This window comes from Pandoraea soli (assembly GCF_902459595.1).
GTDB classification, from domain to species: Bacteria; Pseudomonadota; Gammaproteobacteria; order Burkholderiales; family Burkholderiaceae; genus Pandoraea; species Pandoraea cepalis.
The window spans coordinates 132,609-159,161 of sequence record NZ_CABPSG010000005.1; the positions used below are offsets into that span (position 1 = coordinate 132,609).

Annotated in this window: 20 protein-coding genes; 13 read left to right on the forward strand and 7 right to left on the reverse strand. The window is 64.5% G+C overall.

Features of this window, described 5'->3' with window-relative positions:
• Nucleotides 1-99: 99 nt before the first annotated feature.
• Nucleotides 100-300 carry a DUF3311 domain-containing protein gene (locus tag PSO31014_RS10940; protein ID WP_026132274.1) on the reverse strand — a complete coding sequence of 67 codons (201 nt, stop codon included), beginning with the start codon at nt 298-300 and terminating at the stop codon, nt 100-102.
• Nucleotides 301-600: 300 nt separating this feature from the next.
• Between PSO31014_RS10940 and PSO31014_RS10945 the strand changes: the two genes are divergently transcribed.
• The 5 genes from PSO31014_RS10945 to PSO31014_RS10965 all read left to right on the forward strand — a co-directional run bounded on the left by PSO31014_RS10945 (nt 601) and on the right by PSO31014_RS10965 (nt 6,355).
• Nucleotides 601-2,034 carry an NAD(P)/FAD-dependent oxidoreductase gene (locus tag PSO31014_RS10945; protein ID WP_174976474.1) on the forward strand — a complete coding sequence of 478 codons (1,434 nt, stop codon included), beginning with the start codon at nt 601-603 and terminating at the stop codon, nt 2,032-2,034.
• Nucleotides 2,035-2,069: 35 nt separating this feature from the next.
• A complete protein-coding gene (locus PSO31014_RS10950) occupies nt 2,070-2,459 on the forward strand; it encodes a nuclear transport factor 2 family protein (protein WP_150551649.1) in 390 nt (129 codons plus the stop codon).
• 178 nt (nt 2,460-2,637) lie between these two features.
• On the forward strand, nt 2,638-4,470 hold the full coding sequence (xsc, locus tag PSO31014_RS10955; RefSeq protein ID WP_017235482.1) for a sulfoacetaldehyde acetyltransferase: 1,833 nt from the start codon (nt 2,638-2,640) through the stop codon (nt 4,468-4,470).
• A gap of 80 nt (nt 4,471-4,550) precedes the next feature.
• The gene (pta, locus tag PSO31014_RS10960) at nt 4,551-5,591 is read left to right on the forward strand and encodes a phosphate acetyltransferase (RefSeq protein WP_017235481.1); all 1,041 of its coding nucleotides are present in this window, start codon (nt 4,551-4,553) and stop codon (nt 5,589-5,591) included.
• Complete coding sequence (locus PSO31014_RS10965; protein WP_150551650.1) at nt 5,588-6,355, forward strand: sulfite exporter TauE/SafE family protein; 768 nt, start codon at nt 5,588-5,590, stop codon at nt 6,353-6,355. Before pta ends, PSO31014_RS10965 begins: the two co-directional genes overlap by 4 nt.
• Before the next feature lie 21 nt (nt 6,356-6,376).
• On the opposite strand, the gene PSO31014_RS10970 is transcribed toward PSO31014_RS10965, so the two are convergent.
• Nucleotides 6,377-8,119 (reverse strand): cobaltochelatase CobT-related protein, encoded by a 1,743-nt coding sequence (locus PSO31014_RS10970; RefSeq protein ID WP_150551651.1) that lies wholly within the window; start codon nt 8,117-8,119, stop codon nt 6,377-6,379.
• Nucleotides 8,116-9,102 carry an AAA family ATPase gene (locus PSO31014_RS10975; RefSeq protein ID WP_150551652.1) on the reverse strand — a complete coding sequence of 329 codons (987 nt, stop codon included), beginning with the start codon at nt 9,100-9,102 and terminating at the stop codon, nt 8,116-8,118. Before PSO31014_RS10975 ends, PSO31014_RS10970 begins: the two co-directional genes overlap by 4 nt.
• A 220-nt stretch (nt 9,103-9,322) precedes the next feature.
• On the opposite strand from PSO31014_RS10975, the gene PSO31014_RS10980 reads away from it, so the two are divergent.
• Nucleotides 9,323-10,111: an IclR family transcriptional regulator gene (locus tag PSO31014_RS10980; RefSeq protein WP_130024881.1), complete on the forward strand. Its 789-nt coding sequence runs from the start codon at nt 9,323-9,325 to the stop codon at nt 10,109-10,111.
• 4 nt (nt 10,112-10,115) lie between these two features.
• On the opposite strand, the gene PSO31014_RS10985 is transcribed toward PSO31014_RS10980, so the two are convergent.
• Nucleotides 10,116-10,988, reverse strand: a complete 873-nt coding sequence (locus PSO31014_RS10985; protein WP_150551653.1) for an IclR family transcriptional regulator — start codon at nt 10,986-10,988, stop codon at nt 10,116-10,118.
• 341 nt (nt 10,989-11,329) lie between these two features.
• Here PSO31014_RS10985 and PSO31014_RS10990 point away from each other — a divergent pair, with 341 nt between their 5' ends.
• From PSO31014_RS10990 to PSO31014_RS11000, 3 genes are all read left to right on the forward strand, one after another.
• Nucleotides 11,330-13,000, forward strand: coding sequence for a GMC family oxidoreductase (locus tag PSO31014_RS10990; protein WP_150551654.1), 1,671 nt, complete (start codon nt 11,330-11,332; stop codon nt 12,998-13,000).
• Nucleotides 13,001-13,043: 43 nt separating this feature from the next.
• Nucleotides 13,044-14,372, forward strand: a complete 1,329-nt coding sequence (locus PSO31014_RS10995) for an MFS transporter (protein WP_150551655.1) — start codon at nt 13,044-13,046, stop codon at nt 14,370-14,372.
• Between the two features lie 237 nt (nt 14,373-14,609).
• Nucleotides 14,610-15,860, forward strand: coding sequence for an EAL domain-containing protein (locus PSO31014_RS11000; RefSeq protein ID WP_150551656.1), 1,251 nt, complete (start codon nt 14,610-14,612; stop codon nt 15,858-15,860).
• 88 nt (nt 15,861-15,948) lie between these two features.
• Here PSO31014_RS11000 and PSO31014_RS11005 read toward each other — a convergent pair whose 3' ends face one another.
• The gene (locus PSO31014_RS11005; RefSeq protein WP_150551657.1) at nt 15,949-17,055 is read right to left on the reverse strand and encodes an NADH:flavin oxidoreductase/NADH oxidase; all 1,107 of its coding nucleotides are present in this window, start codon (nt 17,053-17,055) and stop codon (nt 15,949-15,951) included.
• Nucleotides 17,056-17,231: 176 nt separating this feature from the next.
• Here PSO31014_RS11005 and PSO31014_RS11010 point away from each other — a divergent pair, with 176 nt between their 5' ends.
• Nucleotides 17,232-18,155 carry a LysR family transcriptional regulator gene (locus tag PSO31014_RS11010; protein ID WP_150551658.1) on the forward strand — a complete coding sequence of 308 codons (924 nt, stop codon included), beginning with the start codon at nt 17,232-17,234 and terminating at the stop codon, nt 18,153-18,155.
• A gap of 102 nt (nt 18,156-18,257) precedes the next feature.
• On the opposite strand, the gene PSO31014_RS11015 is transcribed toward PSO31014_RS11010, so the two are convergent.
• Nucleotides 18,258-19,367, reverse strand: a complete 1,110-nt coding sequence (locus PSO31014_RS11015; RefSeq protein WP_150551659.1) for a tartrate dehydrogenase — start codon at nt 19,365-19,367, stop codon at nt 18,258-18,260.
• A 107-nt stretch (nt 19,368-19,474) separates the two neighbouring features.
• Here PSO31014_RS11015 and PSO31014_RS11020 point away from each other — a divergent pair, with 107 nt between their 5' ends.
• Entirely contained in the window at nt 19,475-20,374 is a 900-nt protein-coding gene (locus PSO31014_RS11020; RefSeq protein WP_150551836.1) for a LysR family transcriptional regulator, read from the forward strand.
• A 42-nt stretch (nt 20,375-20,416) separates the two neighbouring features.
• On the opposite strand, the gene bglX is transcribed toward PSO31014_RS11020, so the two are convergent.
• Nucleotides 20,417-22,747 carry a beta-glucosidase BglX gene (bglX, locus tag PSO31014_RS11025; RefSeq protein ID WP_174976488.1) on the reverse strand — a complete coding sequence of 777 codons (2,331 nt, stop codon included), beginning with the start codon at nt 22,745-22,747 and terminating at the stop codon, nt 20,417-20,419.
• A gap of 296 nt (nt 22,748-23,043) precedes the next feature.
• Between bglX and PSO31014_RS11030 the strand changes: the two genes are divergently transcribed.
• Both PSO31014_RS11030 and PSO31014_RS11035 read left to right on the forward strand, forming a co-directional pair.
• Nucleotides 23,044-24,588, forward strand: a complete 1,545-nt coding sequence (locus tag PSO31014_RS11030) for a glucan biosynthesis protein G (protein WP_150551837.1) — start codon at nt 23,044-23,046, stop codon at nt 24,586-24,588.
• Nucleotides 24,589-24,934: 346 nt separating this feature from the next.
• Nucleotides 24,935-26,314 carry an MFS transporter gene (locus tag PSO31014_RS11035; RefSeq protein WP_150551661.1) on the forward strand — a complete coding sequence of 460 codons (1,380 nt, stop codon included), beginning with the start codon at nt 24,935-24,937 and terminating at the stop codon, nt 26,312-26,314.
• Nucleotides 26,315-26,553 lie beyond the last annotated feature (239 nt).

Consider the following 26,553-nt stretch of genomic DNA (forward strand, 5'->3'; position numbering starts at 1 on the left):
CTCCGGAGTTTCGGTAATGAAGCGCTGTTCGCGCTGTCTGCGCGAGCTGGGCACGACGGCAAAACACGCCGGCCGCCAGGAATTAAGGGGAAACGGCCGTTACGCCGGTTCCTCGACGGTATGTCGGTCGAAGAGCGCCCAGCACAGCGCAAGGCAGCCGGACGTGAGCACGAACCACAGGAAAATCCAGCCGTAAATGAACGGCACCCCGAGCACATAGCGATCGACGGACGCCGCCCACGGCAGCATTCCCACGACACCGAGATACGGCAATCCAAGACCAATGAACCATCTGAGCATCATCTCTCTCCGCTGCGCGAGGCGTTGATCGGCTTGTGTGCGCCGGCCACTGCGGCGCACACGTGGCCCGCATCGTCGAATGACGACCCGAGGCCGGTTGTCTGGCCCAGTATCCACAGCCAAAATTCGCGCCGTTTAGAGCCACATGCGACAAAAATGTGGTGCCAGAGAGGCGCTCACCGACCCGCGAAAACGCTGCAACGGTGCCGCTTTTCACTGGCACCATCACAAAGCGGCGGTGGTACTAATCGCGGCAAAATGTTCTTGGCAGTATGGTCACATTTCCGTCAGGAGCCTACCGTGGGTACGATTGAAACCTTCGCGCTGGATCGTCGCTCCGAAGCTGCGCCATACGATCCCCTCTACGATCCGCTAGTCTCGGCCAGCCCTGGCCTCGGCATGGACTACGCGCCCACTTACTGGGTCGCCACCGCGGGCGATGCGCCCGAAGACGACGGCCCACTGCCCGGCGATGCCGATGTCGACGTGGTCATCGTCGGTGCCGGTTTCACCGGTCTGGCGACCGCGCTGTTCCTCGCTCGCGAGCACGGCATTCGCGCCATGGTGCTCGAAGCGAACCGCACGTGCTGGGGCTGTACCAGCCGCAACGGCGGCCAGGGACAAAACGCCAGCGGACGACTCTATCGCTCGCAATGGATCGCGCGCTGGGGCAAGGAAACGGCCCTGCGTCTCGATGCCGAGATTCGCGAGGGCTTCAACACGTTCAAGTCGCTCATCGCCGAAGTGCCCGAGTGCGAGCCCCAACCGGGCGGCCATCTCTACATCGCGCACCGCGATCGCAAGATGGAATTCCTGCGCAACGAAGCCAAGGTCATGCACGACGTGTTCGGTTACGACACGCGCATCCTCTCGCGCGACGACGTTCGCGAGCGGTATGTCGACGACCAGGAGAACTGCGGCGCGATGCACGAACCCGATGGCATCGGTGTGCACCCGCTCAAGCTCGCGTTCGGCTATCTGCGCATGGCCCGCGCCCTCGGCGCTCGCGTGCATCCGGCCACGCCTGTGCTGGATGTGCAGACGATCAACGGTGTGCATCACGTGCGCACGCCGCGCGGGGTAGTGCGGGCCAAAGCCGTCGCCTTCGCCACCGGCGGCTACACGCGCAACGACGTGACGAAAGCCCTGCGCGCCAAGATCATGCCGATTCTGTCGAACTCGCTCGTCACGCGTGTGCTCACGCCCGACGAACTCGCCGCGACGAACTTCCGCACCCACGAAGTCATTACCGATACGCGCACGCTGCGCTATTACTACCGTCTGCTGCCCGACAACCGCGTGCAGATCGGCAGCCGCAGCTCGATCACTGGCGCCGACGCGCAGAATCCAAAGCACATGGCGGTGCTCGTCGAAGGCCTGCACCGCAAGTTTCCGGCGCTGCGCGGCATTCGCATCGATTACTCGTGGTGGGGCTGGGTCGACGTGAGCCACGACATGATGCCCCGCGTCACGCAACCCGATCCGCGACAAAGCCTCTTCTATGCGGTGGGTTACGGCGGCAATGGTGTGTCGTTCTCCGCGCATGCCGGACGCCGCCTCGCACAACGCATTGCCGGAGAGCGCGATCCGTCGTGGAACCTGCCGATCTACGACTCGGCGCTGCAATACCCGAACGTGTTCGGCGCCGTGCAGTGGCAAGGCTTCGCGCCGTTCCGCCGCATCGGCCAGCGCTTCCTCTATCAGAAATACCACGCGCAAGACGAAGCGCGTTGATCCATTTGCCTTGCTGCCTTTTTTTGGAATTTGCCATGACGACTCAAAACGCCTCCGCCGACATCCAGTTGCTCACGACCTTCAATGACGCCTGGAATCGGCACGACATCGACGCCCTCATGGCCTGCATGACCGATACCTGCGTGTTCCACGCCGTAGCCGGCCCCGACATGATGGGCCGCACCTTCGAAGGCCGTGACGCCGTGCGCACCGCGTTCCAGTCCGCGTGGGAGACCTTCCCCGACGCGTCGTGGACCGAGGGTGTGCATTTCGTCACCGGCAATCGCGGCGTGTCCGAATCGACGTTTCGTGGCACGAAAGCCGATGGCACCCGCGTCGAGGCCCGTATGGTCGACGTCTTCACCCTGCGCGACGGCAAGATCGAAGTGAAGAACGCCTTCCGCAAAGACCGCCCGGCGCTCTGAGCCGCCCCCCCAACATCTCGTGGATCCAAGGCATCGCCGTCGCCGATCTCATTTTTCAATACAAAACGTACCAAATAATAAAAATACTGATTGACCACGGCAGATACTTCGCCTAAATTTCCACTTACACAACTAAATCGGAATCATTTGTTCCGTTTATTTTTCACCGGAGACATCCATGAGCGCCAAAGATTCGGCTACGGCCACCCAACAACTGACCGCCTCCGACGGTGGCCCGCAGGCCATGACGCCGTCTGAAGCCTTCGTCGAAACGATGGTCGCCAACGGTGTGAGCGAGATGTTCGGCATCATGGGCTCGGCCTTCATGGATGCGATGGACATCTTCGCGCCGGCCGGCATTCGACTGATCCCGGTGGTGCATGAACAAGGCGCCGGCCACATGGCCGACGGCTACGCCCGCGTCTCGGGCCGCCACGGCGTTGTGATCGGACAGAACGGCCCCGGCATCAGCAACTGCGTGACGGCGATTGCCGCAGCTTACTGGGCACACAGCCCGGTCGTGATCGTGACGCCTGAAGCCGGCACGATGGGCATTGGTCTCGGCGGCTTCCAGGAAGCCAAGCAGCTCCCGATGTTCCAGGAGTTCACGAAGTACCAGGGCCACGTGACACACCCAGCCCGCATGGCCGAATTCACCGGCCGTTGCTTCGACCGCGCGATGGCCGAAATGGGCCCGACGCAACTCAATATTCCGCGTGACTATTTCTACGGCCAGATCAAGGCCGAGATTCCGCGTCCGCAACGTCTCGATCGTGGCGCAGGCGGCGACGAGCGCCTGAACGAAGCGGCCGAACTGCTCGCGCAAGCCAAGTTCCCGGTCATCATCTCGGGCGGCGGCGTGGTGATGGGCGACGCCATCGAAGAATGCAAGGCGCTCGCCGAACGTCTGGGCGCGCCGGTCGTGAACAGCTATCTGCATAACGATTCGTTCCCGGCCAACCATCCGCTGTGGTGCGGCCCGCTCGGCTATCAAGGCTCGAAGGCCGCCATGAAGCTGCTGGCGCAGGCCGACGTGGTCGTGGCGCTCGGCTCGCGCCTCGGACCGTTCGGCACGCTGCCGCAGCACGGCATGGACTACTGGCCGAAGAACGCCAAGATCATCCAGATCGATGCCGATCACAAGATGCTCGGCCTCGTGAAGAAGATCTCGGTCGGTATCTGCGGCGATGCGAAGGCTGCAGCCATTGCGCTGTCCCAGCGTCTGGCCGAGCGCACCCTCGCATGCGATGCCACGCGTGCCGCCCGCGCCGACCAGATCGCCACGGAGAAGGCCGCGTGGGAGAAGGAACTCGACGAGTGGACCCACGAGCGCGATCCGTACAGCCTCGACATGATCGAAGAGCAGAAGCAAGAGCGCACGTTCAACGGCGGCGAGTATCTGCATCCGCGCCAGGTGTTGCGCGAGCTGGAAAAGGCCATGCCGGAAGACGTCATGGTGTCGACCGACATCGGCAACATCAACTCGGTGGCCAACAGCTACCTGCGCTTCAACAAGCCGCGCAGCTTCTTCGCGGCCATGAGTTGGGGCAATTGCGGCTACGCGTTCCCGACAATCATCGGCGCGAAGGTCGCCGCGCCGCACCGTCCGGCCATTTCGTACGCCGGCGATGGCGCCTGGGGCATGAGCCTGATGGAAACGCTCACCTGCGTGCGTCACAACATTCCGGTCACGGCCGTGGTCTTCCACAACCGTCAGTGGGGTGCGGAGAAGAAGAACCAGGTGGACTTCTACAACCGCCGCTTCGTGGCGGGCGAACTCGATAGCCCGAGCTTTGCCAACATCGCCCGCGCGATGGGCGCGGAGGGCATCGTGGTCGATCGTCTGGAAGACGTGGGTCCGGCGCTCAAGAAGGCCATCGACCTGCAGATGAACCACGGCAAGACGACGATCATCGAAATCATGTGTACCCGCGAGCTGGGCGACCCGTTCCGTCGCGACGCGCTGGCCAAGCCGGTGCGCATGCTCGACAAGTACAAGGACTACGTCTAACGTCGTCGAGGTCGTTCGTGTGACAGCGCTCCCGGCTCTGTGGGTGCCGGGGGCGCTTTCTTTTTTTTGACATCGACATCATGAAAGCCATCCATCGCATTATCGACACGGCGCGCCACGCACCGATGCGCATCGTGCTGTGCGAATCGGAAGACGAGCGGGTGCTCGCCGCCGCCGCACGGGCCACGCGCGAGGGCATCGCCCGCATCTTGCTCGTTGGCGACATCGGCAAGACACAACGTGCGGCCGAGGCGGCGCACATCGACCTGGCCGGCATGGAACTGATCGATCCGGCCACGTCGCCGCTGACCGATGCCTTCGCCGAGACCTGGTACGGCATGCGCGCCAAAAAGGGCATGACGCGCGAGCAAGCCGTCGAGGAAATGCGCGCGCCGCTGGGCTTCGCCAACATGATGGTGCGGCTCGGCCACGCCGACGGCTCCGTCGCCGGCGCGGTCAACACCACGGCCGACGTGGTGCGCATGGCGATACAGATCATCGGGGTGCAGCCGTCGTTCCAACTCGTGTCGAGCTTCTTCCTGATGATGCTCTGCGAGCCGTTCCATACGATGAAGGGCGGCCTGATCTTTTCCGATTGCGCCCTGGTCGTCGATCCCGACGCCGCCCAGCTCGCGCAGATTGCACTGGCCGCCGCCGACAGTGCCAGCGCCCTGCTCATGGAGCCACCGCGCGTGGCGATGCTGTCGTTCTCGACCAGCGGCAGCGCGAAGCACGCGGCCGTCGACAAGGTGGTTCAGGCGACCCATCTCGTACAAGCGGCGCGGCCGGACCTGGCCATCGATGGCGACGTCCAGCTCGATGCGGCCATCGTCGCCGAGATCGCCCAGCGCAAGGTCGTGCACTCACAAGTCGAGGGCCATGCCAATACGCTCATCTTCCCGAATCTCGACGCAGGCAATATCGGCTACAAGCTCGCGGAACGCATCGGCGGAGCGAAAGCCATCGGCCCGCTCCTGCAAGGGCTGAACCGACCAGCCAACGACCTGTCGCGCGGCTGCAGCGCCGACGACATCTATTACGTGATCGGCGTGACCTGCGTGCAGGCGCAGGCCGCCCAGGCAAAGCTCACCGGAACCTCGCCGCTCGCCACCCGGCCATGACGCTTCACGCCATTGCGGCTTACCTGCCGTTGATGCTGTTGCTGGGCTTCGCCACGTATTTCCAGACGGTCACGGGCTTCGGTCTGGGCATGATCGTCCTGGGCGGCGCCAGCGGGTTCGGGCTGGCGCCGGTGGCGAGCGTGGCCATTCTGGTGAGTCTGGTCACGCTGATAAACAGCGCCCTTGCGCTGCCGGGCACGCTGCATCACATCGACTGGCGGGCGGTAGGCGCGGCGACCCTGGGCATCCTGCCATCGGTCGTGGTCGGCGTGTTGCTCTTCGATTATCTGAACGGCACCGCGTCGAACGCGCTGCATCTGCTGCTCGGCGCGGTGGTGTTGTACGGCGGCATTGGCTCGGCGCTGCGTCCGGCACCAAAGACCGAACGCTCCGGCGACACCGGGTTCTTTCTCAGCGGCATCTTCGGCGGATTGCTCAGCGGGATGTTCGGCATTTCCGGGCCGCCGCTGATCTTCTATTTCTATCGCCAGCCGCTCACGCTGGTGCAGATTCGGTGTGCGTTGATTCTGCTGTTCGCTGTCACGGCGTCGATCCGAACGCTCTACAGTGCCGTCGCGGGACAGTTGCCCGCGTCGATGATCTGGCAGGCGGTCGTCGCACTACCGGTCGTGACGTTCGCCACCCTGTTCGCACGCCGCTATCCCCCTCCGCTCTCGAGCGTAACAACGCGGCGTCTCGCCTTCCTCACGTTGATCCTGTTGGGCACCCATTTGATGGTGAGCGCGTTGATGGAAATGGCTTAGGGACGGCGACGCGGGCGGCGGTTACGTGTGTGCGCGACGACCACCGGTGCCGATCCAGTCGACGAGTCGCGAGAGCATCGTCATGTCAGGCGGCGACGTCAGGTCCAGCGCCAGCGAGTTCCGGTAATACGGGCTGAGATCGAGACCCACGCCGAGCCCCAGCACTTCCACATCGCCGAGCGCCTGCTGTTGCGCCACGACTTCGCGCAGGTGATGGTCGAGATAGTGGTCGTCGTTGGCCTGGTTCGTGGCGGCGTCCATCGGACTGCCGTCGGAAATCACGATCAGCAGGCGTCGGTTGACGCTGCGCGAGCGCAACCGCTCGCACGCCCACTCGACGGCCTCGCCATCGACGCCCTCGCGGAACAGATCGGCCTTGAACAGCGACGCGATGTCGGACCGGGCACGGCGCCAACTCGTCACGGCGTCTTTGAAGATCAGGTGCGAGACTTCGTTCAGTCGCCCCGGGAACTTGGGCTTGCCGCGCGCGAGCCAATCGGTGCGCGCGCGTCCGCCGTTCCATGCGCCGGTGGTAAAACCGAGGATTTCGTTGGTGACGCCCGCCGCATCGAGTGCCCGCGACAGGACGTCGACAATCATCGCAACCGCTTCGATCTGGGCCTTCATCGAACCGGAACAGTCGATCAGCAAGCTCACCATCGACTCTGCTATCAACGTGTGCTTTTCGAGCCGGAACAGCCGCCGCTCGCCAGGCGAGCTGACCAGTTGCGCGAGCCGCCGCCCATCGATGCGCCCCTGCTCTTCGCCGAACGACCAGCCGTCGCGCTGCGGCACCGCCAGCGCCGCCTTGAGCGCGCGCGCAAGCCTCGGCACGTTGATCGCCTGCGCGACGATGCGCTCGTCGAGCCGTTCGCGAAATTCCGTCAGCAGCGCCCGGCGCACGAGCGTGCCGGCATACAGCTCACGGTCATAGTGCTGGGTGAACACGCGGTAGCCCTGCGCCGACGCCTTGAGCACGCGGCTATCGCCCGAATGCGCGAGCGTGATGCCGTCGTCTTCCCGATCGTCGATATCGAGAAACAGCGAGAACGCGTTACGCACGCCTTTCTCGTCCTCGTCGTCCTTGGCATCGCCCTCGGCCTGCTGACCGCCGGCGGCACGAATCAGGCCCGCGATATCGGCGGCCAGCGCGCGCGCGTACGCGGCGAAGGCGGCCTGATCGGCACACGTTCGGCGCATGCCCGCGAGGGCGCCGCCGATCTGCGGCGCGATGGCCATGCGCGTGGCTTCGATAAGCCCTTCCGTATCCTCGATCACCGGGTAGCCGGTCAATCGCGACCAGCTCATTTGGGCGACGGTATAGAGCAGCAGCCCGACATGACTGTCGGCCACGCCGGCGGCGTGCATCGCGCGCGACCAGGCTTCGAAGCGATCGCGTACATTCTTCGCCACGCCAGGCATGCCCGCCGGGATGAACGTCTCGCAGCGCAATTGCTCCATCAGCTCGAAGAGCAGCCGCTCGAGCGGCGCGTCCGGTTGCAGACGGCGATGCAACGCCGCATCGCTGTGCCGCAGCCGCAACGCCGCACCGTCGGCGGCGCCGCGCAGCGTCGACAGCGGGTCGGCGGGTTCCGGCAACGCTTGCAGATGCGGGGCATGCAACGGCAACGGCCGCATGTTCCGGCACAGGCGCGCGCCGCTGTAATGCAGCGCGGCGTCGCCGGTCAGCGCGCGCACCGTCGCCGCGCACAGCGCCTCGCCACGCGCGGCGCGACGTGCCGCCTCGCGGTCGGACATCGTCATGACGCATCGGCCAGCAGCGACCGGCTGCCGTCGTTCGTGGGCAACTCGCAACCGAAGGCGCGCTGATAATACTCGGCCACCACGGCGCGCTCGGCCTCGTCGCATTTGTTCAGGAACGTGAGCCGGAAAGCCAGCCCCGCATCGTGGAAAATGCCAACGTTCTCTGCCCAATTGATGACGGTGCGCGGCGACATGAGCGTGGACAGATCGCCCGTCGCGAAGCCTTTGCGCGTGAGTTCCGCCACGCTCACCATCGAGTCGATGAGCGTGCGCCCGTCGCCGTTGTCCAGTTCCGGCACGCGTGCCAGCACGATGCCCGCTTCGTCCTCGCGCGACAGATAGTTGAGCGTCGCCACGACATTCCAGCGATCGATCTGGGCGTGATTGAGCACCTGCGTGCCGTGATAGAGGCCGTTGAGGTTGCCGAGGCCGACGGTGTTCGTCGTGGCAAACATGCGAAAGCCCGGGTGCGGATGGATCACGCGATTCTGGTCGAGCAAGGTGAACTTGCCGTCGCGCTCCAGAATGCGCTGAATCACGAACATCACGTCGGGACGCCCGGCGTCGTATTCGTCGAAGATCAACGCGACCGGGCGTTGCAGCGCCCACGGCACGATGCCTTCCTGAAACTCCGTGACCTGATGGCCGTCGCGCACGACGATGGCGTCCTTGCCCACCAGGTCGAGACGGCTGATGTGTCCGTCGAGATTCACTCGCACGCACGGCCAGTTCAGCCGCGCCGCCACCTGCTCGATGTGCGTGGATTTACCGGTGCCATGCATGCCCTGCACCATCACGCGCCGGTTGCGCATGAAGCCGGCCAGAATCGCCAGCGTGACGTCGGGATTGAAGCGGTAAGCCGTGTCGATCTCGGGGACATGGTCGTCTCGCTCGCCGAACGCCGGCACCTGCAGATCCGTATCGATGCCGAATACGGTGCGGGCATCGACCAGACGATCCGGTTGTTGGGTTGCGGTCTCCATTACGTCCCTCTCCTGTTCCAAAGCCATTTCAGCGCATCATAACGTTAACCATTTTTAGAAACAATTTGTTCCGAAAAATAAAAATACTGATTGACGATGCCTGATGGCTCATCTACATTTGAACCAACCGAAACGCATCGGAACCCAGCCCATGCCGTTCAATCCGTTCGATGGCCCGTTTGGGTACAATACCGCTGATCCATTTTCCGGAACGGCGCATATGAACGACGCAGCACTTCAGCTCGACTCTCCTGCAGACAACAAGGCGGATACCCCGACCCTGCGGGCGTTTGCGTTGCTCGAATATCTCGTCGCGGCCGACGCACCGGTCTCGCTCGCCGACATGGCGCACGACATCCAGATGCCAAAAGCCTCGCTGCACCGCATGCTCGGCTCGCTCGAGGCAGGTGGCCTGGTGATTCGCGAGCCGGGGCAGAAGAATGCCTATGTGATCGGCCCGCGCCTGGCGCAACTGAGCCTGGGCGTGATGATGCAGGCGGGTGCTCGACGCATGCGCCATGCGATTCTTGGCCGTCTCGTGGCCGATCTGGGCGAGACGTGCAATCTCACGATGCTGCACGAGACCGAGGTGCTCTATCTCGACCGCATGGAAGCGCCGTGGCCGCTGCGTCTCGATCTCAAACCGGGGTCGCACGTACCCGCGCACAGCAGTGCGAGCGGCAAGCTGATGCTGGCCATGCTGCCGCGCGAGCAACGCGCCGCCCTCCTGCGCGCCATGAAGCTGCAACGCTTCACGCCGAACACGCTCACCGATCCCGAACTGCTGGAAAGCGAACTCGACCGCATTGCGCACAAGGGCATTGCCGTCGACAACGAAGAGTTCGTCCTGGGCATCGCCTGTGTGGCTGCGCCCGTGCTCAAGGACGACGGCACGTGCATCGCCGCCGTGGCCGTGCATGCCCCGGTCTCGCGCACGTCGCTGTCCAAGGCAATGGAGTTCGTGCCGCGACTGCAGGAAGCCGCGAAGGAACTCGCCAAGACGTTCTGACACGTCAGACGGCTCTGCGCTGTTCCTGGGCGTCGGCAAGCTTCGCCAACGCCTCCGCCTTGCCCGCCCGCTGCCAGTCGAGCAGCGGCGCGAGCGCCGTTGCGGTCTCGCGCAGCGTGGGCACCAGGGCCAGCAGTTGCTCCAGCGTCACCCGCGCCGTCGGCCCGTGCACGGCGAGCACCGCGCGTACGTGGCCGTCATCGAGTGCGCGCACCGGCACGCCCACCGCCACCATGCCGCGCACGAATTCCTCGTTATCGATGCCGATGCCGCGCGCGGCCAGCCGGTCCAGCTCGGCCTCCAACAGGCTCACGTCGGTGATGGTGCGCGGCGTCATGCGCTTGAGCGACAGGCGCGAGAGTACGGCGCGCCGTTCCGCCACCGGCATCTGAGACAGGAATAGCTTGCCGCTCGCCGTACAGTGCAGTGGCACGCGCATGCCGGGATGCATCTGCATGCGCAGCGGCTCGTTCGTCTCCACCCGTTCGATGTAAAGAATCTCGTCGCCGTCGAGCGCTGTCAGGTTGACGGTCTCGCCGACACGATCGACCAACGCGCGCAGCAGCGAGCGCGCCGCACGCGTGAAGTTGTTGTTCGCCAGCGTGACCAGCGCCAGTCGCGCCGCGCGCGGTCCCAACGACAAACCCCGCTCCGATCCGCGCGAATCGGGCACGTGCGAGACATAGCCACAGACCTCCAGCGCCTCGATCAGGCGCATGAGGGTGGCCTTCGGAATCGACAGACGCGTGGCGAGCTGCGACAACGTGTAGGGTTGCCCGGCCATCGCCAGCCGCTCAATGACGGCCAGCGCACGCAGATTCCGCGCCTCGTCGCTCGCGCGCAACTCCCCCTCCTCCAGCGTGACCGTCTCGCGCATTGCGCCTCCTCGCTCGCCATAAACACAATAAAAGAAACAAAATATACCAATTATTTGATGATCATCCGCTTCGGGATAACCCCGGGGCTGTCTAAAAGACCTCGCGGCGCGCCAGTCGATCGACGCATCGAGTCCGCGCGCCAACCCCTAGTAAAACCCCGCAGATGCGCTGCAGCAATCGTCTCGTTCTGAGACGCCAAGCGCGAAATCCGTTTCAGTTTTCCGCCGCACGCGGTTTTTTGCTTGGCATTTGCGTACAGCTCGCCGACATTGGATCGAAACAATCCGAAACAAATCGTTTCATCCAATTCGAAGCAGACGCAAGGCAGGAGACAAGCGGTATGGAACATGAGGTCGACTATCTGATCGTCGGTGCGGGCTCCGCCGGGTGCGTGCTCGCCAATCGCCTGAGCGCGGACCCGGCAAACCGGGTGCTGCTGCTCGAGGCCGGCGGCCCCGATAGCAATCCGTGGATTCACATCCCGGTCGGTTACTTCAAGACGATGCACGACCCTGAACTCGACTGGTGCTATCGCACCGAGGCCGACGCCAACGTGGCCAACCGGCAGATCGACTGGCCGCGCGGCAAGGTGCTGGGCGGCTCAAGTTCGCTCAACGGGCTGCTCTACGTGCGTGGACAGCGCGAAGACTACGATCACTGGGCGGCACTGGGCAATCGTGGCTGGCGCTATGCCGACGTGCTGCCGTACTTCCGCAAATCCGAAGATCAGGAGCACGGTGCCAACGAGTATCACGGCGTGGGCGGCCCGCTGAAGGTGTCCGATCTGCGCCTGCGCCGCCCGATCGCGGAACACTTCATCGCCGCCGCGAACGACACCGGCATTCCGTTCAACGCCGATTACAACGGCGCGACGCAGGAAGGCGTCGGCTACTTCCAGCAGACGGCGTTCCGGGGCTTTCGCTGGAGTACGGCGAAGGGCTTTCTGAAGCCGGCTCGCGGGCGTCGCAACCTGGTGGTGGAGACGCGTGCGCAGACCTGCCGCGTGCTGTTCGAAGGCAAGCGTGCGGTAGGTGTCGAATATCTGCAGAACGGCGAGCGCAAGAAGGCACGCGCACGCGTCGAGGTCATTCTCGCGGCCGGGGCCATCGGGTCGCCGCAGTTGCTGCAAAATTCAGGGGTCGGTCCGACGACGGTGCTGGCGAAGGCCGGTGTCGCGCTGCGGCATGCGCTGCCGGGCGTCGGCCGGAACCTGCAAGACCACCTGCAAGTGCGCCTGGTCTTCAAGACCCGCGAGCGCACGCTCAACGACGAAGTCAACAACCCGCTGCGCAAGGCGCTCATCGGCCTGCAATACGCGATGTTCCGCACGGGGCCGCTCACGCTCGCCGCCAGTCAGGTGACGATCTTCACGCGCTCGCGCCCGGAGCTCACGCGTCCCGACATCCAGTTCCACATGCAGCCGCTCTCGGCCGACAAGCCGGGCAAGGGTGCGCACCGGTTCTCGGCGTTCACTTCGTCGGTGTGCCAATTGCGCCCGTTCAGCCGGGGCAGCGTCGAGATCCGGTCAAACGATCCGCTGCAATACCCGGCGATCCACGCCAACTATTTGTCGGATGAGCGCGACCATCGCGTGGTGATCGACGGCATCAAGGTGGCGCGCCGCATTGCCGCCGCCCCGTCGCTCGCACCGCACATCATCAGCGAGTTCATCCCGGGCGCGCAGTATCAGAGCGACGACGAGTTGCTTGAGGCCGCGCGGCAGTTCAGCCAATCGATCTATCACCCGGCGGGCACTTGCCGGATGGGTCACGACCCGATGTCGGTCGTCGACGACCGCCTTCGCGTGCACGGTCTCGCGGCGCTGCGTGTCGTGGACGCGTCGATCATGCCCGAGCTGGTTTCGGGCAACACGAATGCACCGACCATCATGATCGCCGAGAAAGCGGCCGACATGATTCTCGAAGACAGGAAGCAGGGGTCGGGCATGCAGGAGATTCGCGGCAGTGAGGCGCCGCCAGCGGAAGCGGCACGCGTTGCCGTCGCCATTTAGCCAGTCACGTCAGCCCCAACCATTACAAGATTCGGAGACAACCATGAATGCATCGAAGCAGACCGACGCCCGGCAGATGCGCCGTGTCGTCGTCGCCAGCCTGATCGGCGCCACCATCGAGTGGTACGACTTTTTCCTGTACGGCGTCGTCGCCGGCATCGTGTTCAACAAGTTGTACTTTCCCGGCAGCGACCCGCTCGTCTCGACGATGCTCGCCTATGGCACGTTCGCCGTGGGCTTTCTCAGCCGGCCGCTGGGCGGCGTGATCTTCGGGCACTTCGGTGACAAGCTCGGCCGCAAGAGCATGCTCGTGATGACACTCACCATCATGGGCATTGCCACGATGCTCATCGGGCTGGTGCCGACGTATGCACAAATCGGCCTGTGGGCGCCAGTGCTGCTGCTCGTGCTGCGGGTGCTGCAGGGCATCGGTCTCGGCGGCGAGTGGGGCGGCGCGGTGCTCATGGCATTCGAATATGCGCCCAAGGAGAAGCGCGGCTTCTACGCCAGCCTTCCGCAGGTGGGCCTCGCGCTCGGCCTGTGCCTGGCCTCTGGCGTGGTTGCTCTGCTGTCGTACACCCTCACCACGGCCCAGTTCCTGGCGTGGGGCTGGCGCGTGGCGTTCTTCCTGTCGGTGGGTCTGGTGGCGATCGGCATGTACATTCGCCTGAACGTGATGGAGACGCCCGAGTTCACGAAGATCAAGAAAGCGGGCACCGAAATCAAGATGCCGATTGCCGAAGTTCTCATGCGCAGCCCGGGCAATGTGCTGGCCGGCATGGGCGCGCGCTTCATCGACGGCGTGTTTTTCAACGTTTTCGGTGTGTTCTCGATCTCCTACCTGACGCAGACGCTCAAACTGTCGCAGACCGAAGCGCTCACCGGCGTGATGGCCGCCGCGTTCGTGATGATCTTCACCATTCCGTTCTTCGGCAAGCTGTCGGATCGCATTGGCCGCACGCGCATCTACTTCTGGGGCTCGCTTGCGACCGGCCTGTCGTCGTTCGCCGGGTTCTGGCTGATGAAAGCGAGCGGCGGCAACGTGATGCTCGTCTGGCTGTCCATCGTGATTCCGCTGGGCGTGATCTACGCCTCGATTTACGGACCGGAAGCCGCCCTCTTCTCGGAACTGTTCGACGCCAAGGTCCGCTACACCGGTATCTCCTTCGTCTACCAGTTCTCGGGCATCTTCGCGAGCGGCCTGAGCCCGATCATCGCGACCTACCTGTTGCAGAAGAATGGCGGGGAGCCGTGGATGATCTGCATCTACGTACTCTGCGCCGGCCTCATCAGCGCGCTGTCCGCGGCGTGGATCGGCAGCCGCCAGCGCCGCCAGAATGTATGGCACGGGACCGGCGTGACCGAGCATTGAAGGGCCACGCGCCGCCGCGCCGGGACGGACATCCGGCGGCGGCGCGATGCCGGGCGCCCTAACGCCAAGGCCCCAGTTTGGTGCGAAGGCGACGCACGCTGGTGCGATGCGTCGTCTCTCGGGCGAAAAATCGCGGAAAATCAGGGACAATAGCGCCGGCGCCGCCGGGCGCCTTTGAGCACGGTTCTTGCTCATCTATCCTGTACTTAACCCTGCTGCCCCGCGCCCGTCCCTACCATGACCATGATCGATCTCGACGCCCCCGGCTTGCTGCCGCCCCGTTTGACGGCGGCCGAAGACGGCCGGCGCATCGTCATTTACGGCGACTTCACGATCTGCAGCGTCTTCCAGCCGGTTTTCTCGGTCTCGCACCGGCGCGCCATCGGCTATCACGCGTCCCTGCGCGCGCACGACGCGCAAGGTCGCCACATCCCGTCGCACGAAGTCTTCACGCTGGCCGCGCGGCACGGCGACATGCTCGAACTGGGCCGACTGGCCGAATCGCTGCATCTGGGCAACTTCCATGAATTCGACGGCCGCGATGCGTGGCTCTTCCTGAGCCTGCACCCCGCCGCCCTGATGGATACTGTCTACGGCGACGCACTCATCGCCACGCTCAAGGCCATCGGCCTGTCGCCGCAACGCGTGGTGCTCGAAGTGCCGGAGCAGGCGGGCGGCGACACCCCGCGTTTCGGCGCCATCGTCGGCAGCCTGCGCAAGGCGGGCTTCCTGATCGCGCTGGGCGGCTTCGGGGCCAAGCATTCGAACATCGACCGGGTGTGGGACCTGCGCCCGGACATCGTGGTGCTCGATCGCGGCATTCTCGCGCAGGCGACCGAGCAATCGCATCTGGCACGCGTCCTGCCCGGGCTCGTGTCGCTGTTGCACGAATCGGGACAACTGGTGATGATGGGCGGCCTCGCGACGGATCGCGAAGCGCTCATCGCGCTGGAGTGCAACGTCGACTTCGTGCAGGGGCTGTACTTCGCGGGGCCGGATGTGGACCCCGTGCCGCCGAAGGTCGCGGCCGAGCGCATGGACGCGCTGTCGTCGGCGCTGCGCACGCAACTCGTCGAGCGCGAACGGGCCGAGCATGCGCGGCTTGCGCCGTATGTGGCGGGCATCGAGGCTGCCGCCGCGCACTTGGCTCAGGGGCAGGACCTCAGACACGCAACGCACGACCTGCTCGCGCTGCCCGATGCCGCGCGCTGCTTCTTGCTCGATGCCGCCGGACGCCAGATCGGCGACAACGTGCTGCCGCACAACCATTCGTCACAGCGCGCCAAGCGGTTCCGTCCGCTGTTGCATTCGGAGGGGGCGAACTGGGCACGGCGGCCTTATTTCATCGACGCCATGCGCGCGCCCGGCGAAGTGCACTTCACCTCGCCCTATCTCTCGATCAACGAGGCTCACCTGTGCGTGACCGCCTCCATCGCCACACCGGCCAAGCAAGGCCTGCATGTGCTCTGCGTCGATATCAACTGGTGACGGCGAGCGTTTGAACCTCGCTTGAAATGCCAACGCCCCCGTACATCGTCCGACCTACGGGGGCGTTGTTCATGACGCGTCGCCGAGATCAGGCGGCGCGTTGCACGCGATAGCGTTCAAGCCAGTGCGCATACGGGGCGGGCAACACCCACGACGGACGCGCCACATCCAATTCGCGCGCCGCGTAATACGGCCAGTGCGGGTTGGCGAGCAGTGCGCGGCCGATCATCACGAGATCCATCTGGCCGTCGGCCACCACGCGTTGCGCCGCATGCGGATCGTCGATACTCCACGACGACGCCACGGCAATCCCCGCTTCTTTCTTGACGCGCTCGGCGATCGGCGCGAGGAACGCCGAGCCCCAGGGAATATTCGCGGTGGGCGTCGAGAAACCGACGCTCACGTTGAGCAGATCGAGACCGCCTTCACGCATCTGCCGCGTGAGGCCAATCGATTCCGCCAGCGTTTCTTCATCGCGGCCGTCGTATTCGAGCACGCCGAAACGTGCCGTGAGCGGCAGATGCTCGGGCCACACCTCGCGCACGGCGGCGAGCGTTTCAAGCAAGAAACGGCTGCGTCCCGCCACGTCGCCGCCGTAGGCATCGTCGCGATGGTTCGCATGCACCGAGAAGAAGCTCTGCGCCAGATAGCCGTGGGCAAAGTGCAATTCGAGCCATTCGAAGCCCGCCGCCAGCGCACGGCGTGCGGCCGCCACGAAGTCGGCTTTCACGCGTTCGATGTCGTCCAGCGTCATCGCCTTGGGCACTTTGCCAAGATGCGCGCCGAAAGCGACCGCCGACGGCGAGATCGTCGGCCAGCCGCGCGGATCGTCTTCACCGATGTGATCGTCGCCCTCCCAGGGGCGGTTGGCGCTGGCCTTGCGGCCGGCGTGCGCGATCTGAATGCCGGGCACCGCGCCGTGCGCCTTGATGGCCGACGCAATGCGCGCCATGCCTTGCGCCTGATCGTCGTTCCACAGTCCGGTGCATCCCGGGGAGATACGGCCTTCGGGCGAGACGGCGGTCGCCTCGACGATCACCAGCCCGGCGCCGCCACGCGCCAGTCCGGCGTAATGGGCGAGGTGCCAGTCGTTGATGAGACCGTCGACGGCGCTGTACTGGCACATCGGCGGAATGGCCACACGGTTGCGCAACTTGACGCTTTTCAATTCAAACGGGGAAAACAGGGCGGACATGGGTTTCTCTTGGAGTCAGGGGAGCGGCGCTGACGGACGACATCGGTCGCTGAAGACCCTGTCGGATGTCGGTGTTTCGCAGCGCCTCGACCGTGGCAGGTCGACCAGCGCCATGTTAGTCGCACAGCGCTATAATGAAAACCATCCACACATTATCGAATTGATAACAGTTCATTATGGTCAATCCTCAGTGGCTCAAATCGTTCGCCACGCTCGCCGAGCTCGGTAACTTCACGCGCACCGCCGACCGGTTGGGCCTGACGCAGGCGGCCGTGAGCCAGCACGTGAAGCATCTGGAAGCGGAGTTCGGGCCGTTGTTGGTACGGCGTCCGCGCGCCATCGAACTCACGCCCGCCGGCCAGGCGCTGCTGACCTATTGCCGCGAAGTCGAGTGTGCGGCGCGGCATCTTCGCTCGCGGTTGGACGATGCGGACGACGATTGCGGTGAAATCACACTCATCACGCCGGGCAGCATCGGGTTGTACCTGTGTCCGATCCTGCTCGACATGCAGAAGGCCAACCCGACGATGGTCGTGCAGCATCGCTTCGCGCCTGACCGGGAGGTGCTCGAAGGCGTGTTGCAGAATCGTTTCGAGCTGGGCCTGGTGACGTTGCGGCCGGACGATCCGCGGCTTGCCGCCACGCCGTTCACGCAGGAGCCGCTCGAACTCGTGGTTCCGGCGGGGGAAGACGTGCACAAATGGGAGGACCTGAAGCGCATCGGGTACATCGATCACCCGGATGGCGAGGCGATGTCGACGCGCTTGTTGAGCCGTCGCTTCCCCGGCAATCCCGGCGTACAGAGCCTGCCGTGCAAGGGCTGCACGAACCAGATTGGCCTGATTCTCGAATATGTTGCGCGGGGGCTGGGGTTCACCATCATTCCGCAATACGCGCGGCAGGCGTTCGCGTCGCAGGCGGCCATTCGCGTGGTGGACTGCGGCCCGCCGGTGGTCGACACGCTGTGGCTGATCCACCGTGCCGAGTGGCCGCTGTCGGCGCGCGCTCAGCGGGCGGTGGCGCTGCTGCGTGAGCGTGTCGACGCCCCGCGCCCGCGCGCCTTCGGTGGCGAACGGGTGCGCCAACGCGCGGGCGCGTGAGCGGGCGGCGGCGCCATCGCTCGGCCCGCTCGACACGTCTCACACGCTCACGCGGTCGCAGCAACCGCGACCGCCCTTACCGGCCTATCCCGCTTATCCCGCTCAGACCGCGCTGACCACGGCGGCAATCGCCTGACCGACTTCGGTCGTGTTCGCCTGCCCACCCAAATCGCCAGTGCGCGGCCCGTCCTTGATGACCTGCGTGATCGCCGCGAGAATGGCGTCGTGCGCCTCACGCGTGCGGCCTTCGCCCCGGCCGATAAAGTCGAGCATCATCGCGGCCGTCCAGATCATGCCGATCGGGTTGGCGATGTTCTTGCCTGCGATGTCCGGCGCCGACCCGTGCACCGGTTCGAACAGCGACGGAAATTTGCCTTCCGGATTCAGATTGCCCGACGGTGCAATGCCGATGGTACCGGTGCAGGCCGGTCCCAGATCCGACAGGATGTCGCCAAACAGATTCGACGCGACCACCACGTCGAAACGATCCGGATTGAGCACAAATCGCGCACACAGAATGTCGATGTGCTGCTTGTCCCACGTGATGTCCGGATACTTCGCCGCCGTCTCGGCCGCGCGCTTGTCCCACCACGGCATCGAGATCGAAATCCCGTTGCTCTTGGTCGCCACCGTCACGTGCTTGCGCTCACGTTGCTGCGCGAGATCGAACGCGAACTTCAGCACGCGCTCCGTGCCGTGGCGCGTGAAGATCGACTCCTGCACCACGAACTCGCGCTCCGTGCCCTCGAACATCACGCCACCGACCGACGAGTACTCGCCTTCGGTGTTCTCGCGCACGATCAGGAAATCGATATCGCCCGCCTCGCGGCCCGCCAGCGGCGACGGCACCCCATCGAACAGACGCGCCGGGCGCAGGTTGATGTACTGATCGAATTCGCGACGAAACTTGAGCAACGACCCCCACAGGGAGATATGGTCGGGCACCGTCTCGGGCCAGCCCACGGCACCGAACAGAATGGCGTCGACGCCGTCGAGCTGCTGCTTCCAGTCGTCCGGCATCATCTGGCCATGCTTGGCGTAGTAGTCGCAGCTCGCCCATTCGATGTGCTGGTAGTCGACGGGAATACCGAAGCGCCGGCAGGCGGCGTCGAGCACGCGCAGGCCTTCGGGCATCACCTCTTTACCGATGCCGTCGCCCGGAATCACGGCGATCTTGAACGGACGCGCAGGGCGCTGGGACGTGTCGGTCATGGTCTGTCTCTCCTGAGGGTTGGACGATGACGCTAGATTATTCCATTCCAACGCGGATAAAATCCCCCAATCGGTTAATCCACTATCCACGAATCGTGAATAAACCTCTGCCCGTCAACCCGAATCTCGACGATCTGCGTGTGTTCTGCCAGGTCGCGCGCCGTGCCAGCTTTTCTGCGGCAGCCGAAGCGCTGGGTGTCTCGCCCGCGTATGTGAGCAAGCGCGTCGGCATGCTCGAAGCCGACCTTGGCACGCGCTTGCTACATCGCTCGACCCGGCGCGTGGCCATCACCGACGCAGGGGAACGGGTGTACGCCTGGGCGGAAAAAATTCTCGACGACGTGAATCACCTGATCGAGGACGTCTCCAGCACGCGGCAGGTGCCGCGCGGCACGCTGCGGGTGTCGAGCAGCTTCGGCTTCGGACGGCATGCGGTGGCGCCCGCCATGTCGCGGCTGCGCGCGCTGCATCCACAGCTCAACGTGCGGCTGGACCTGTTCGACCGGATCGTCGACGTGGCGGCGGAGGGGTATGACCTCGATGTGCGCATCGGCGACGATATCGCGCCGCATCTGATCGCCCGCAAGCTCGCGGACAATCATCGCGTGCTGTGCGCCTCGCGCGCCTATCTCGACGCACATGGCACGCCGCGTCAATTGAGCGATCTGGCCGGCCATGCGTGCATCGTCATCAAGGAACGCGATCATCCGTTCGGCATGTGGCGGCTGCAACAGCGCGGCGAGGCCGTCGCGCTCAAGGTGACGGGGCCACTGTCGACGAACCACGGCGAGGTGGCCGTGCAGTGGGCGCTCGACGGACAGGGCATTGTGCTGCGCTCGATGTGGGACGTGGAAGCGCTCATCGCGCGCGGGGATCTGGTGCAGGTGCTGCCCGACGTGACGCAACCGGCCAACGTCTGGGCCGTGTATCCGTCGCGCGTGGCGTCGTCGGCCAAGGTCCGTGCCTGCGTGGAATTCCTTCGAGAGGAATTCCAGACGCAGACGTGAGGTACGTCAAATCGCGACAATACGCCGCGACAGATAGTGCCATCACTGCAGCGTGAACGAGGCCTGTTCGACGTGTTGCGAATCGAGCCCGATCTCGACATTGAAGTCGCCGGGTTCCGCCACGTATTGCAGTTTCGCGTTGTAGAACTTCAGCAGGCTTTCATCGATCGCGAAGTGAACGGTGCGCGATTCGCCGGGCTTCAGGCTCACATTCTCGAAACCCTTCAGCTCCTTGATGGGACGCACGATCGACGCGGCAACGTCCTGCAAATAGAGCTGCACGACGGTCGCCCCCTCGCGCTTGCCGGTGTTGCGCACCGTCACGCTCGCATCGAGCTTGCCGCCGCGCTCAAGTGTCTTGCTCGATAGCGTCACCTTCGACACCGCGAACGAGGTGTAGCTCAGGCCGTAGCCAAAGGCATACAACGGACCGGAGTCTTCCTCGAAGTATTGCGAGGTGTAGTTGGCCGGCTTGCCCGGCGTGAACGGACGACCAATGCGCAACTGGTTGTAGTACGTCGGGATCTGGCCGATCGAGCGCGGGAACGAGATCGGCAGCTTGCCCGACGGGTTGTAGTCGCCGAACAGCACGTCCGCAATCGCGTGGCCGCCTTCGGTGCCGGTGTACCACGTCTCGAGCATGGCGTCGGCGTTGGCCTTCGGCCAGTTCAGATCGAGCGGGCGACCGTTCATCAGCACGACGACGAGCGGCTTGCCGGTCGCCTTGAGCGCCTGCAACAGCGCCAACTGGCTACCCGGCAACGACAGACTCGTGCGGCTCGACGCCTCGTGCGACATGCCACGCGCTTCGCCCACCGCCACGATCAGCGTGTCGGCGTTGCGCGCGACTCGCACGGCTTCGTCGATCATCTGCTGCGGCGCTCGCTTGTCCTGCACGACTTCCGGATTGTCCCAATCGAGGAAGTTGAGATATTGCACCACGCGCGGGTCGTCGGTGATGTTCGCGCCGCGCGCGTAAGTCACCTGCGCCTGCGGGCCCAGCGCATCGCGCACCCCTTGCAGCAGGGTGACGGCCTGCGCCGCCACGCCCGCGGCCGACCAGCTCCCCAGGATATCGATCTTCGCGTCCGCGAGCGGCCCGATCACCGCGACCTTGCCCGCTTTGGCCAGCGGCAGTGTGTCGTGCCGGTTCTCCAGCAAGACAATGGACTTGCGCGCGGCATCGCGCGCGGCGTCACGATGCAGACGGCTCTGTGCATTCACATCTTTCGGATCCTGCGCCGCGTTGCCAATCCGGCGATAGGGGTCGGCAAACAGGCCCATGTCGTATTTCGCGCCGAGGACTTCGCGCACGGCGTCGTCGATGTCGCGCATCGGCACCTCGCCCGACTTCACCAGCCCCGGCAATTGCTTGAGGTACTGCACGTCGGCCATGCTCATGTCGACGCCCGCCTCGATGGCCAGCTTCGCGGCCTCCCGGCCGTCCTTCGCCACGCCATGACGCATCAACTCTTCGATCGCGCCGTGATCGCTCACGGTCACGCCCTTGAAGCCCCATTCGTCACGCAGCAGATCGCGCAGCAGCCACTTGTTCGACGTGGCCGGCGTGCCGTTGATGGAGTTCAGCGCGATCATCACCCCGCCCGCACCGGCGTCGATCCCGGCGCGGTACGGCGGCAGATAGTCCTGGTACATGCGCATCGGGCTCATGTCGACGACGTTGTAATCGCGTCCGCCCTCCACGGCACCGTAGAGCGCGAAGTGCTTCACGAAGGCCATCAGGCTGTCCGGGTTGGCCGGCGACGTGCCCTGGAATCCCTGCACGCTCGCGCGCGCGGCTTGCGAAACCAGGTACGGGTCCTCGCCAAAGCCTTCCGAGGTGCGCCCCCAGCGTGGATCGCGCGAGATGTCGACCATCGGCGCGAACGTCGCATCCAGCCCGTCGGCGCTCGCTTCGATGGCGGCCACGCGTGCGGCTTGCTTCACCACCGACATATCCCAGCTCGATGCCAAGCCGAGGCTGATCGGGAACACGGTGCGATGCCCATGCACGATGTCGTAGGCGAAGAAAATGGGAATCTTCAGGCGGCTTTGCTTGACGGCCGCGTCCTGCAACGGGCGGTTGTCGCTGCGCGTGACCGAGTTGAACGTGCCCCCTACGCGACCGGCAGCAATCTCCTTGATGAGCTGCGGCTGCGGCATATCCGAGCCGATGCTGATCAGGCGCAATTGGCCGACCTTCTCCTCGAGCGTCATACGCGCGATGAGGTCGTCGATGAACGCCCGCTTGGCGGACGCAGACGGCATGGCCGCCGGGGGATTGCCTTGAGCACCGTTGCCCAAGGCGGCAGGCGTGTCGGCGAAGGCCGGTGCGGCCGCGAGACTGGCCGCGAGCGCCAGTGCGGAGAACATTCTCATCTGATAGCGATCCAATGTGGCGCGACGTTTGGATGACCGGCGAGATCGCGCGGCAGCGCCTTGCGTCGTATCAACTGGCGTTACCCATACCGGCGCAACGATCCGGGTGCGTAACTCGAAGTGCGAAGTGCGATACTTTGCCACAATTGGTTTTTCCCGAAGGCGTTCGTCCCGGCTTTCGCGAACGTCGCGATGCCATCGGACGCGATACGCCCCCCCCCCAACGACTGGAGAATTTCGTGGTTCTGCTTCCCCTCGCCAAGTCTTGGCATCGACGCGCACACTCGTTCGTGGCCGCCTTCGTCACGGGTGCGGCCCTGCTGGGCGCGGCGCATGCCCATGCCTTCTCGCTCGACGACGTCACGGCCCGCGCGAAGGCGCTCGCCGACAAACCTTACGTCGCGCCAGTGAGCAACCTCACGCCGGCCTTCGCCAAGATGCCGTTCGGCGACTACATCAAGATCCAGCCGCGGCGCGACGCCTTCGAATGGAACGATCAGCCCTCGCCGTTCAAGCTGGGTTTCTATCATCAGGGCATGCAGTTCAGCACGCCGGTGAAGATCAATGAAATCGTTGGCACCGGCGGCAACGCCAAGATCGACGAGATCAAGTACGACACGCGCCGCTTCGACTTCGGCGATCTCAAGCTCGACCGCAGCGCCACGCACAACCTCGGCTACGCGGGCTTTCGCGTGCTTTACCCGATCAACGAACCGGGCAAGCTCGATGAAATCATGAGCGTACTCGGCGCGAGCTACTTTCGCGTTATCGGCAAGGGACAGGTCTACGGACTCTCGGCGCGCGGCCTGGCCATCGACACGGGCCTGCCCATCGCAGAGGAATTCCCGGCCTTTCGCGAGTTCTGGATCGAACGGCCGAACGCGGGCGACAAGCACCTGGTGTTCTACGCGCTGCTCGACTCGAAGCGCGCCACCGGCGCCTATCGTTTCGATCTGACGCCCGGCGAGGATTCGCTGTTGAAGGTGCAGGCACGGGTCTTCCTGCGCGCACCGGTGACCAAGCTCGGCATCGCGCCGCTCACGAGCATGTTCCTGTTCGGACCGAATCAGCAGCGCGATCCGTACAACTTCCGTCCGGCGCTGCACGATTCGAACGGCCTGGCCATTCACGCCGGCAATGGCGAATGGATCTGGCGTCCGCTGAACAATCCGCGCAATCTGGCCATCAGTCAGTTCCAGGTGACGAATCCGCGCGGCTTCGGCCTGCTCCAACGCGGGCGCGATTTCGCGCAATACGAGGACCTGAAGGATCGTTACGATCTTCGCCCAAGCGCCTGGATCGAGCCGCAGGGCGACTGGGGGAAGGGACATATCGAGCTGGTGGAGATTCCGTCGCCGGACGAGACCAACGACAACATCGGCGCGTTCTGGACACCTGACCAATTGCCGCCCAAGGGGCAGCCGCTGCAGGCCGATTACACGATCCACTGGACGATGAATGAGCGCGGCATCGTCGATCGACGTCTGGCCTGGGTGAAACAGACGCTGCGCACGGCAGGCGAGATTACGCAAGCCAACCTGATCCGTCACTTCGACGGCAGCACGGGGCTGATCGTGGACTTCGACGGCGGCCCGCTCGCCACGCTGCCCGCCGGATCGGTCACGCCACAGGTCAGCGTGAGCGATAACGCCACCCTCATCGAGCAGACGCTGCAACCGAACCCGGTCACGCATGGCATGCGCCTGAATCTGCGCGTGATGGTCAAGGACCCGGCCAAGGTCGTGGAACTGCGGGCCGCCCTCGTCTCCGGCGGCAAGGCCGTGAGCGAGACCTGGAGTTATCAGCTCCCGCCGTTTTCGGTCGCCAAGCAATAAGTTGCATCCTGCATCTTCGTGCGGCGGTGTCCTGCCGCCGCACACCACTCCCCCTCCGCGCCCGCCGCCACCACAATTAAACAGGCACTTACGCGCCTCGTTTCCTCCTGTAAAACCCTGAATCGGGCAAATTGTCCTTGCAGCAGATCGTCATTTCGCGTTTACTGCATGCACAATATTGCATAAATGACTGCCCATCGAGGTGTGTTGAGGCAGTCGGCTTCCTCGGCAACGGTCCTCGGCCGCCCGGATGGAGCCCGGCCTGGTGCCGCTTGCGTCGGTCAAGACATCCCCCCAAGACTCTCCGCATTTCGACGGAGGGCGGATTCGTAATGGAGACACTCGCATGCGACCTATCGACGTACATGAGTTGGCCGACAACGCCCGCTTGAACGGCTATCACTACCGCATCCTGCTCTGGTGCGCGCTCATCATCATCTTCGACGGCTACGATCTCGCGGTCGCGGGCATTGCGCTGCCCTCGATCATGAAAGCGATGAACGTCGACGCCACCAGTGCCGGCTTCATGGTCAGCGCCGCCCTCTTCGGCATGATGTTCGGCGCCATTGCGATGGGCATGGTGGCCGATAGCATCGGCCGTCGCAAAGCCATCACCATCTGTGTGCTGATGTTCTCGCTGTTCACCGCCATGGCCGGATTCACGCACGAGCCGATCAGCTTCTCCGTGACGCGCTTCTTCGCGGGTGTCGGCATCGGCGGCGTGATGCCGATCGTGGTCGCGCAAATGACGGAGTACGCGCCGCGTCGCCTGCGCGCCACGCTCGTCACGCTCATGTTCTCGGGCTATTCGGTGGGCGGCATGCTCGCGGCGCTGCTCGGCAAGGGGCTGATCGAAACGCACGGCTGGCAGTCCGTCTTTCTGGCGGCAGGTCTGCCCGCGCTGCTCGTGCCGTTCGCAATGAAGGCACTGCCGGAGTCGATGCCGTTCCTGATCCGCACCGGCCGTCTCGACGCGCTCAAGCAAGTGCTTGCCCGCCTCGCGCCGGATTATGTCGCGCAGCCGGGCGATCAGTTCGCGCTGGCCTCGACGGATCGCAAGCAGGCTGCGCCGCTCTCGCGTCTGTTTCAGGACGGGCGAGGCGTGAGCACCGTCATGCTGTGGGTCGCGTTCTTCATGTGTCTGTTCATGGTGTATGCGCTCAGCTCGTGGCTCACCAAGCTCATGGCAAGCGCCGGTTACAGCCTCGGCTCGGCGCTCACGTTTGTGCTCGTGCTGAACTTTGGCGCGATGCTCGGCGCCATCGGCGGCGGCTGGCTCGCTGACCGTTTCAACATCAAGTACGTACTTGTGGGCATGTATGCGCTCGCCGCCGTGTCCATCACGCTGCTCGGCGTGAAGGTACCGACGCCGGTGCTCTTCGTGCTGGTGGGATTGGCCGGGGCGTCGACCATCGGCACGCAGATCGTCACGTACGCCTACGCGGGACAGTTCTATCCGATGGCCGCGCGCGGCACGGGCATCGGCTGGGCCTCCGGGGTGGGACGCAGCGGTGCCATTCTCGCGCCCATTGCGATCGGCATGCTGGTGAGCCTGTCGCTGCCTTTGCAACAAAACTTTATGGCAATCGCCATTCCCGCCGTCATCGCGGTCGTCGCCGTGTTGCTGATCGACCACAAGAAATCGGCGTCGGTGCAGCAGGAAGCGGCAACGCGATCGCACGTCACAGCGGCAGAACTCGCGAACGGCGCGGGAGAACCGGCGTAATCTCGCGCGTCAAGGCACGCTCGGCCAGCCATATCCGAAGGAAAGGCATGGCGACGCAAGCGCGCGTCGTCATGCGAAAATTCGCGCCGCGGCGGTTATGGGAATGATCGCGGCTTTCAGTGACGCAACGCGCCGGTGCCGGGGCAATCCATCAACGCCCGGCGTATCCGCGGCACATGAAAATTTCCTTCAACCCGAGCGCCTCAGGCGCCGATAACCAGATATCCGTCCCAACGGAC

What these genes read in the sequence shown, in the direction of transcription:
- PSO31014_RS11015 (WP_150551659.1), bottom strand. Translation starts at nt 19,367, where the DNA reads ATGACCGACACGTCCCAGCGCCCTGCGCGTCCGTTCAAGATCGCCGTG.
- PSO31014_RS11010 (WP_150551658.1), top strand. Translation starts at nt 17,232, where the DNA reads ATGGTCAATCCTCAGTGGCTCAAATCGTTCGCCACGCTCGCCGAGCTC.
- PSO31014_RS10975 (WP_150551652.1), bottom strand. Translation starts at nt 9,102, where the DNA reads ATGGAGACCGCAACCCAACAACCGGATCGTCTGGTCGATGCCCGCACC.
- PSO31014_RS11000 (WP_150551656.1), top strand. Translation starts at nt 14,610, where the DNA reads ATGACCATGATCGATCTCGACGCCCCCGGCTTGCTGCCGCCCCGTTTG.
- PSO31014_RS10950 (WP_150551649.1), top strand. Translation starts at nt 2,070, where the DNA reads ATGACGACTCAAAACGCCTCCGCCGACATCCAGTTGCTCACGACCTTC.
- PSO31014_RS10965 (WP_150551650.1), top strand. Translation starts at nt 5,588, where the DNA reads ATGACGCTTCACGCCATTGCGGCTTACCTGCCGTTGATGCTGTTGCTG.
- PSO31014_RS10980 (WP_130024881.1), top strand. Translation starts at nt 9,323, where the DNA reads ATGAACGACGCAGCACTTCAGCTCGACTCTCCTGCAGACAACAAGGCG.
- xsc (WP_017235482.1), top strand. Translation starts at nt 2,638, where the DNA reads ATGAGCGCCAAAGATTCGGCTACGGCCACCCAACAACTGACCGCCTCC.
- PSO31014_RS10985 (WP_150551653.1), bottom strand. Translation starts at nt 10,988, where the DNA reads ATGCGCGAGACGGTCACGCTGGAGGAGGGGGAGTTGCGCGCGAGCGAC.
- PSO31014_RS10970 (WP_150551651.1), bottom strand. Translation starts at nt 8,119, where the DNA reads ATGACGATGTCCGACCGCGAGGCGGCACGTCGCGCCGCGCGTGGCGAG.
- bglX (WP_174976488.1), bottom strand. Translation starts at nt 22,747, where the DNA reads ATGTTCTCCGCACTGGCGCTCGCGGCCAGTCTCGCGGCCGCACCGGCC.
- PSO31014_RS11005 (WP_150551657.1), bottom strand. Translation starts at nt 17,055, where the DNA reads ATGTCCGCCCTGTTTTCCCCGTTTGAATTGAAAAGCGTCAAGTTGCGC.
- PSO31014_RS11035 (WP_150551661.1), top strand. Translation starts at nt 24,935, where the DNA reads ATGCGACCTATCGACGTACATGAGTTGGCCGACAACGCCCGCTTGAAC.
- PSO31014_RS10990 (WP_150551654.1), top strand. Translation starts at nt 11,330, where the DNA reads ATGGAACATGAGGTCGACTATCTGATCGTCGGTGCGGGCTCCGCCGGG.
- pta (WP_017235481.1), top strand. Translation starts at nt 4,551, where the DNA reads ATGAAAGCCATCCATCGCATTATCGACACGGCGCGCCACGCACCGATG.
- PSO31014_RS10995 (WP_150551655.1), top strand. Translation starts at nt 13,044, where the DNA reads ATGAATGCATCGAAGCAGACCGACGCCCGGCAGATGCGCCGTGTCGTC.
- PSO31014_RS10940 (WP_026132274.1), bottom strand. Translation starts at nt 300, where the DNA reads ATGCTCAGATGGTTCATTGGTCTTGGATTGCCGTATCTCGGTGTCGTG.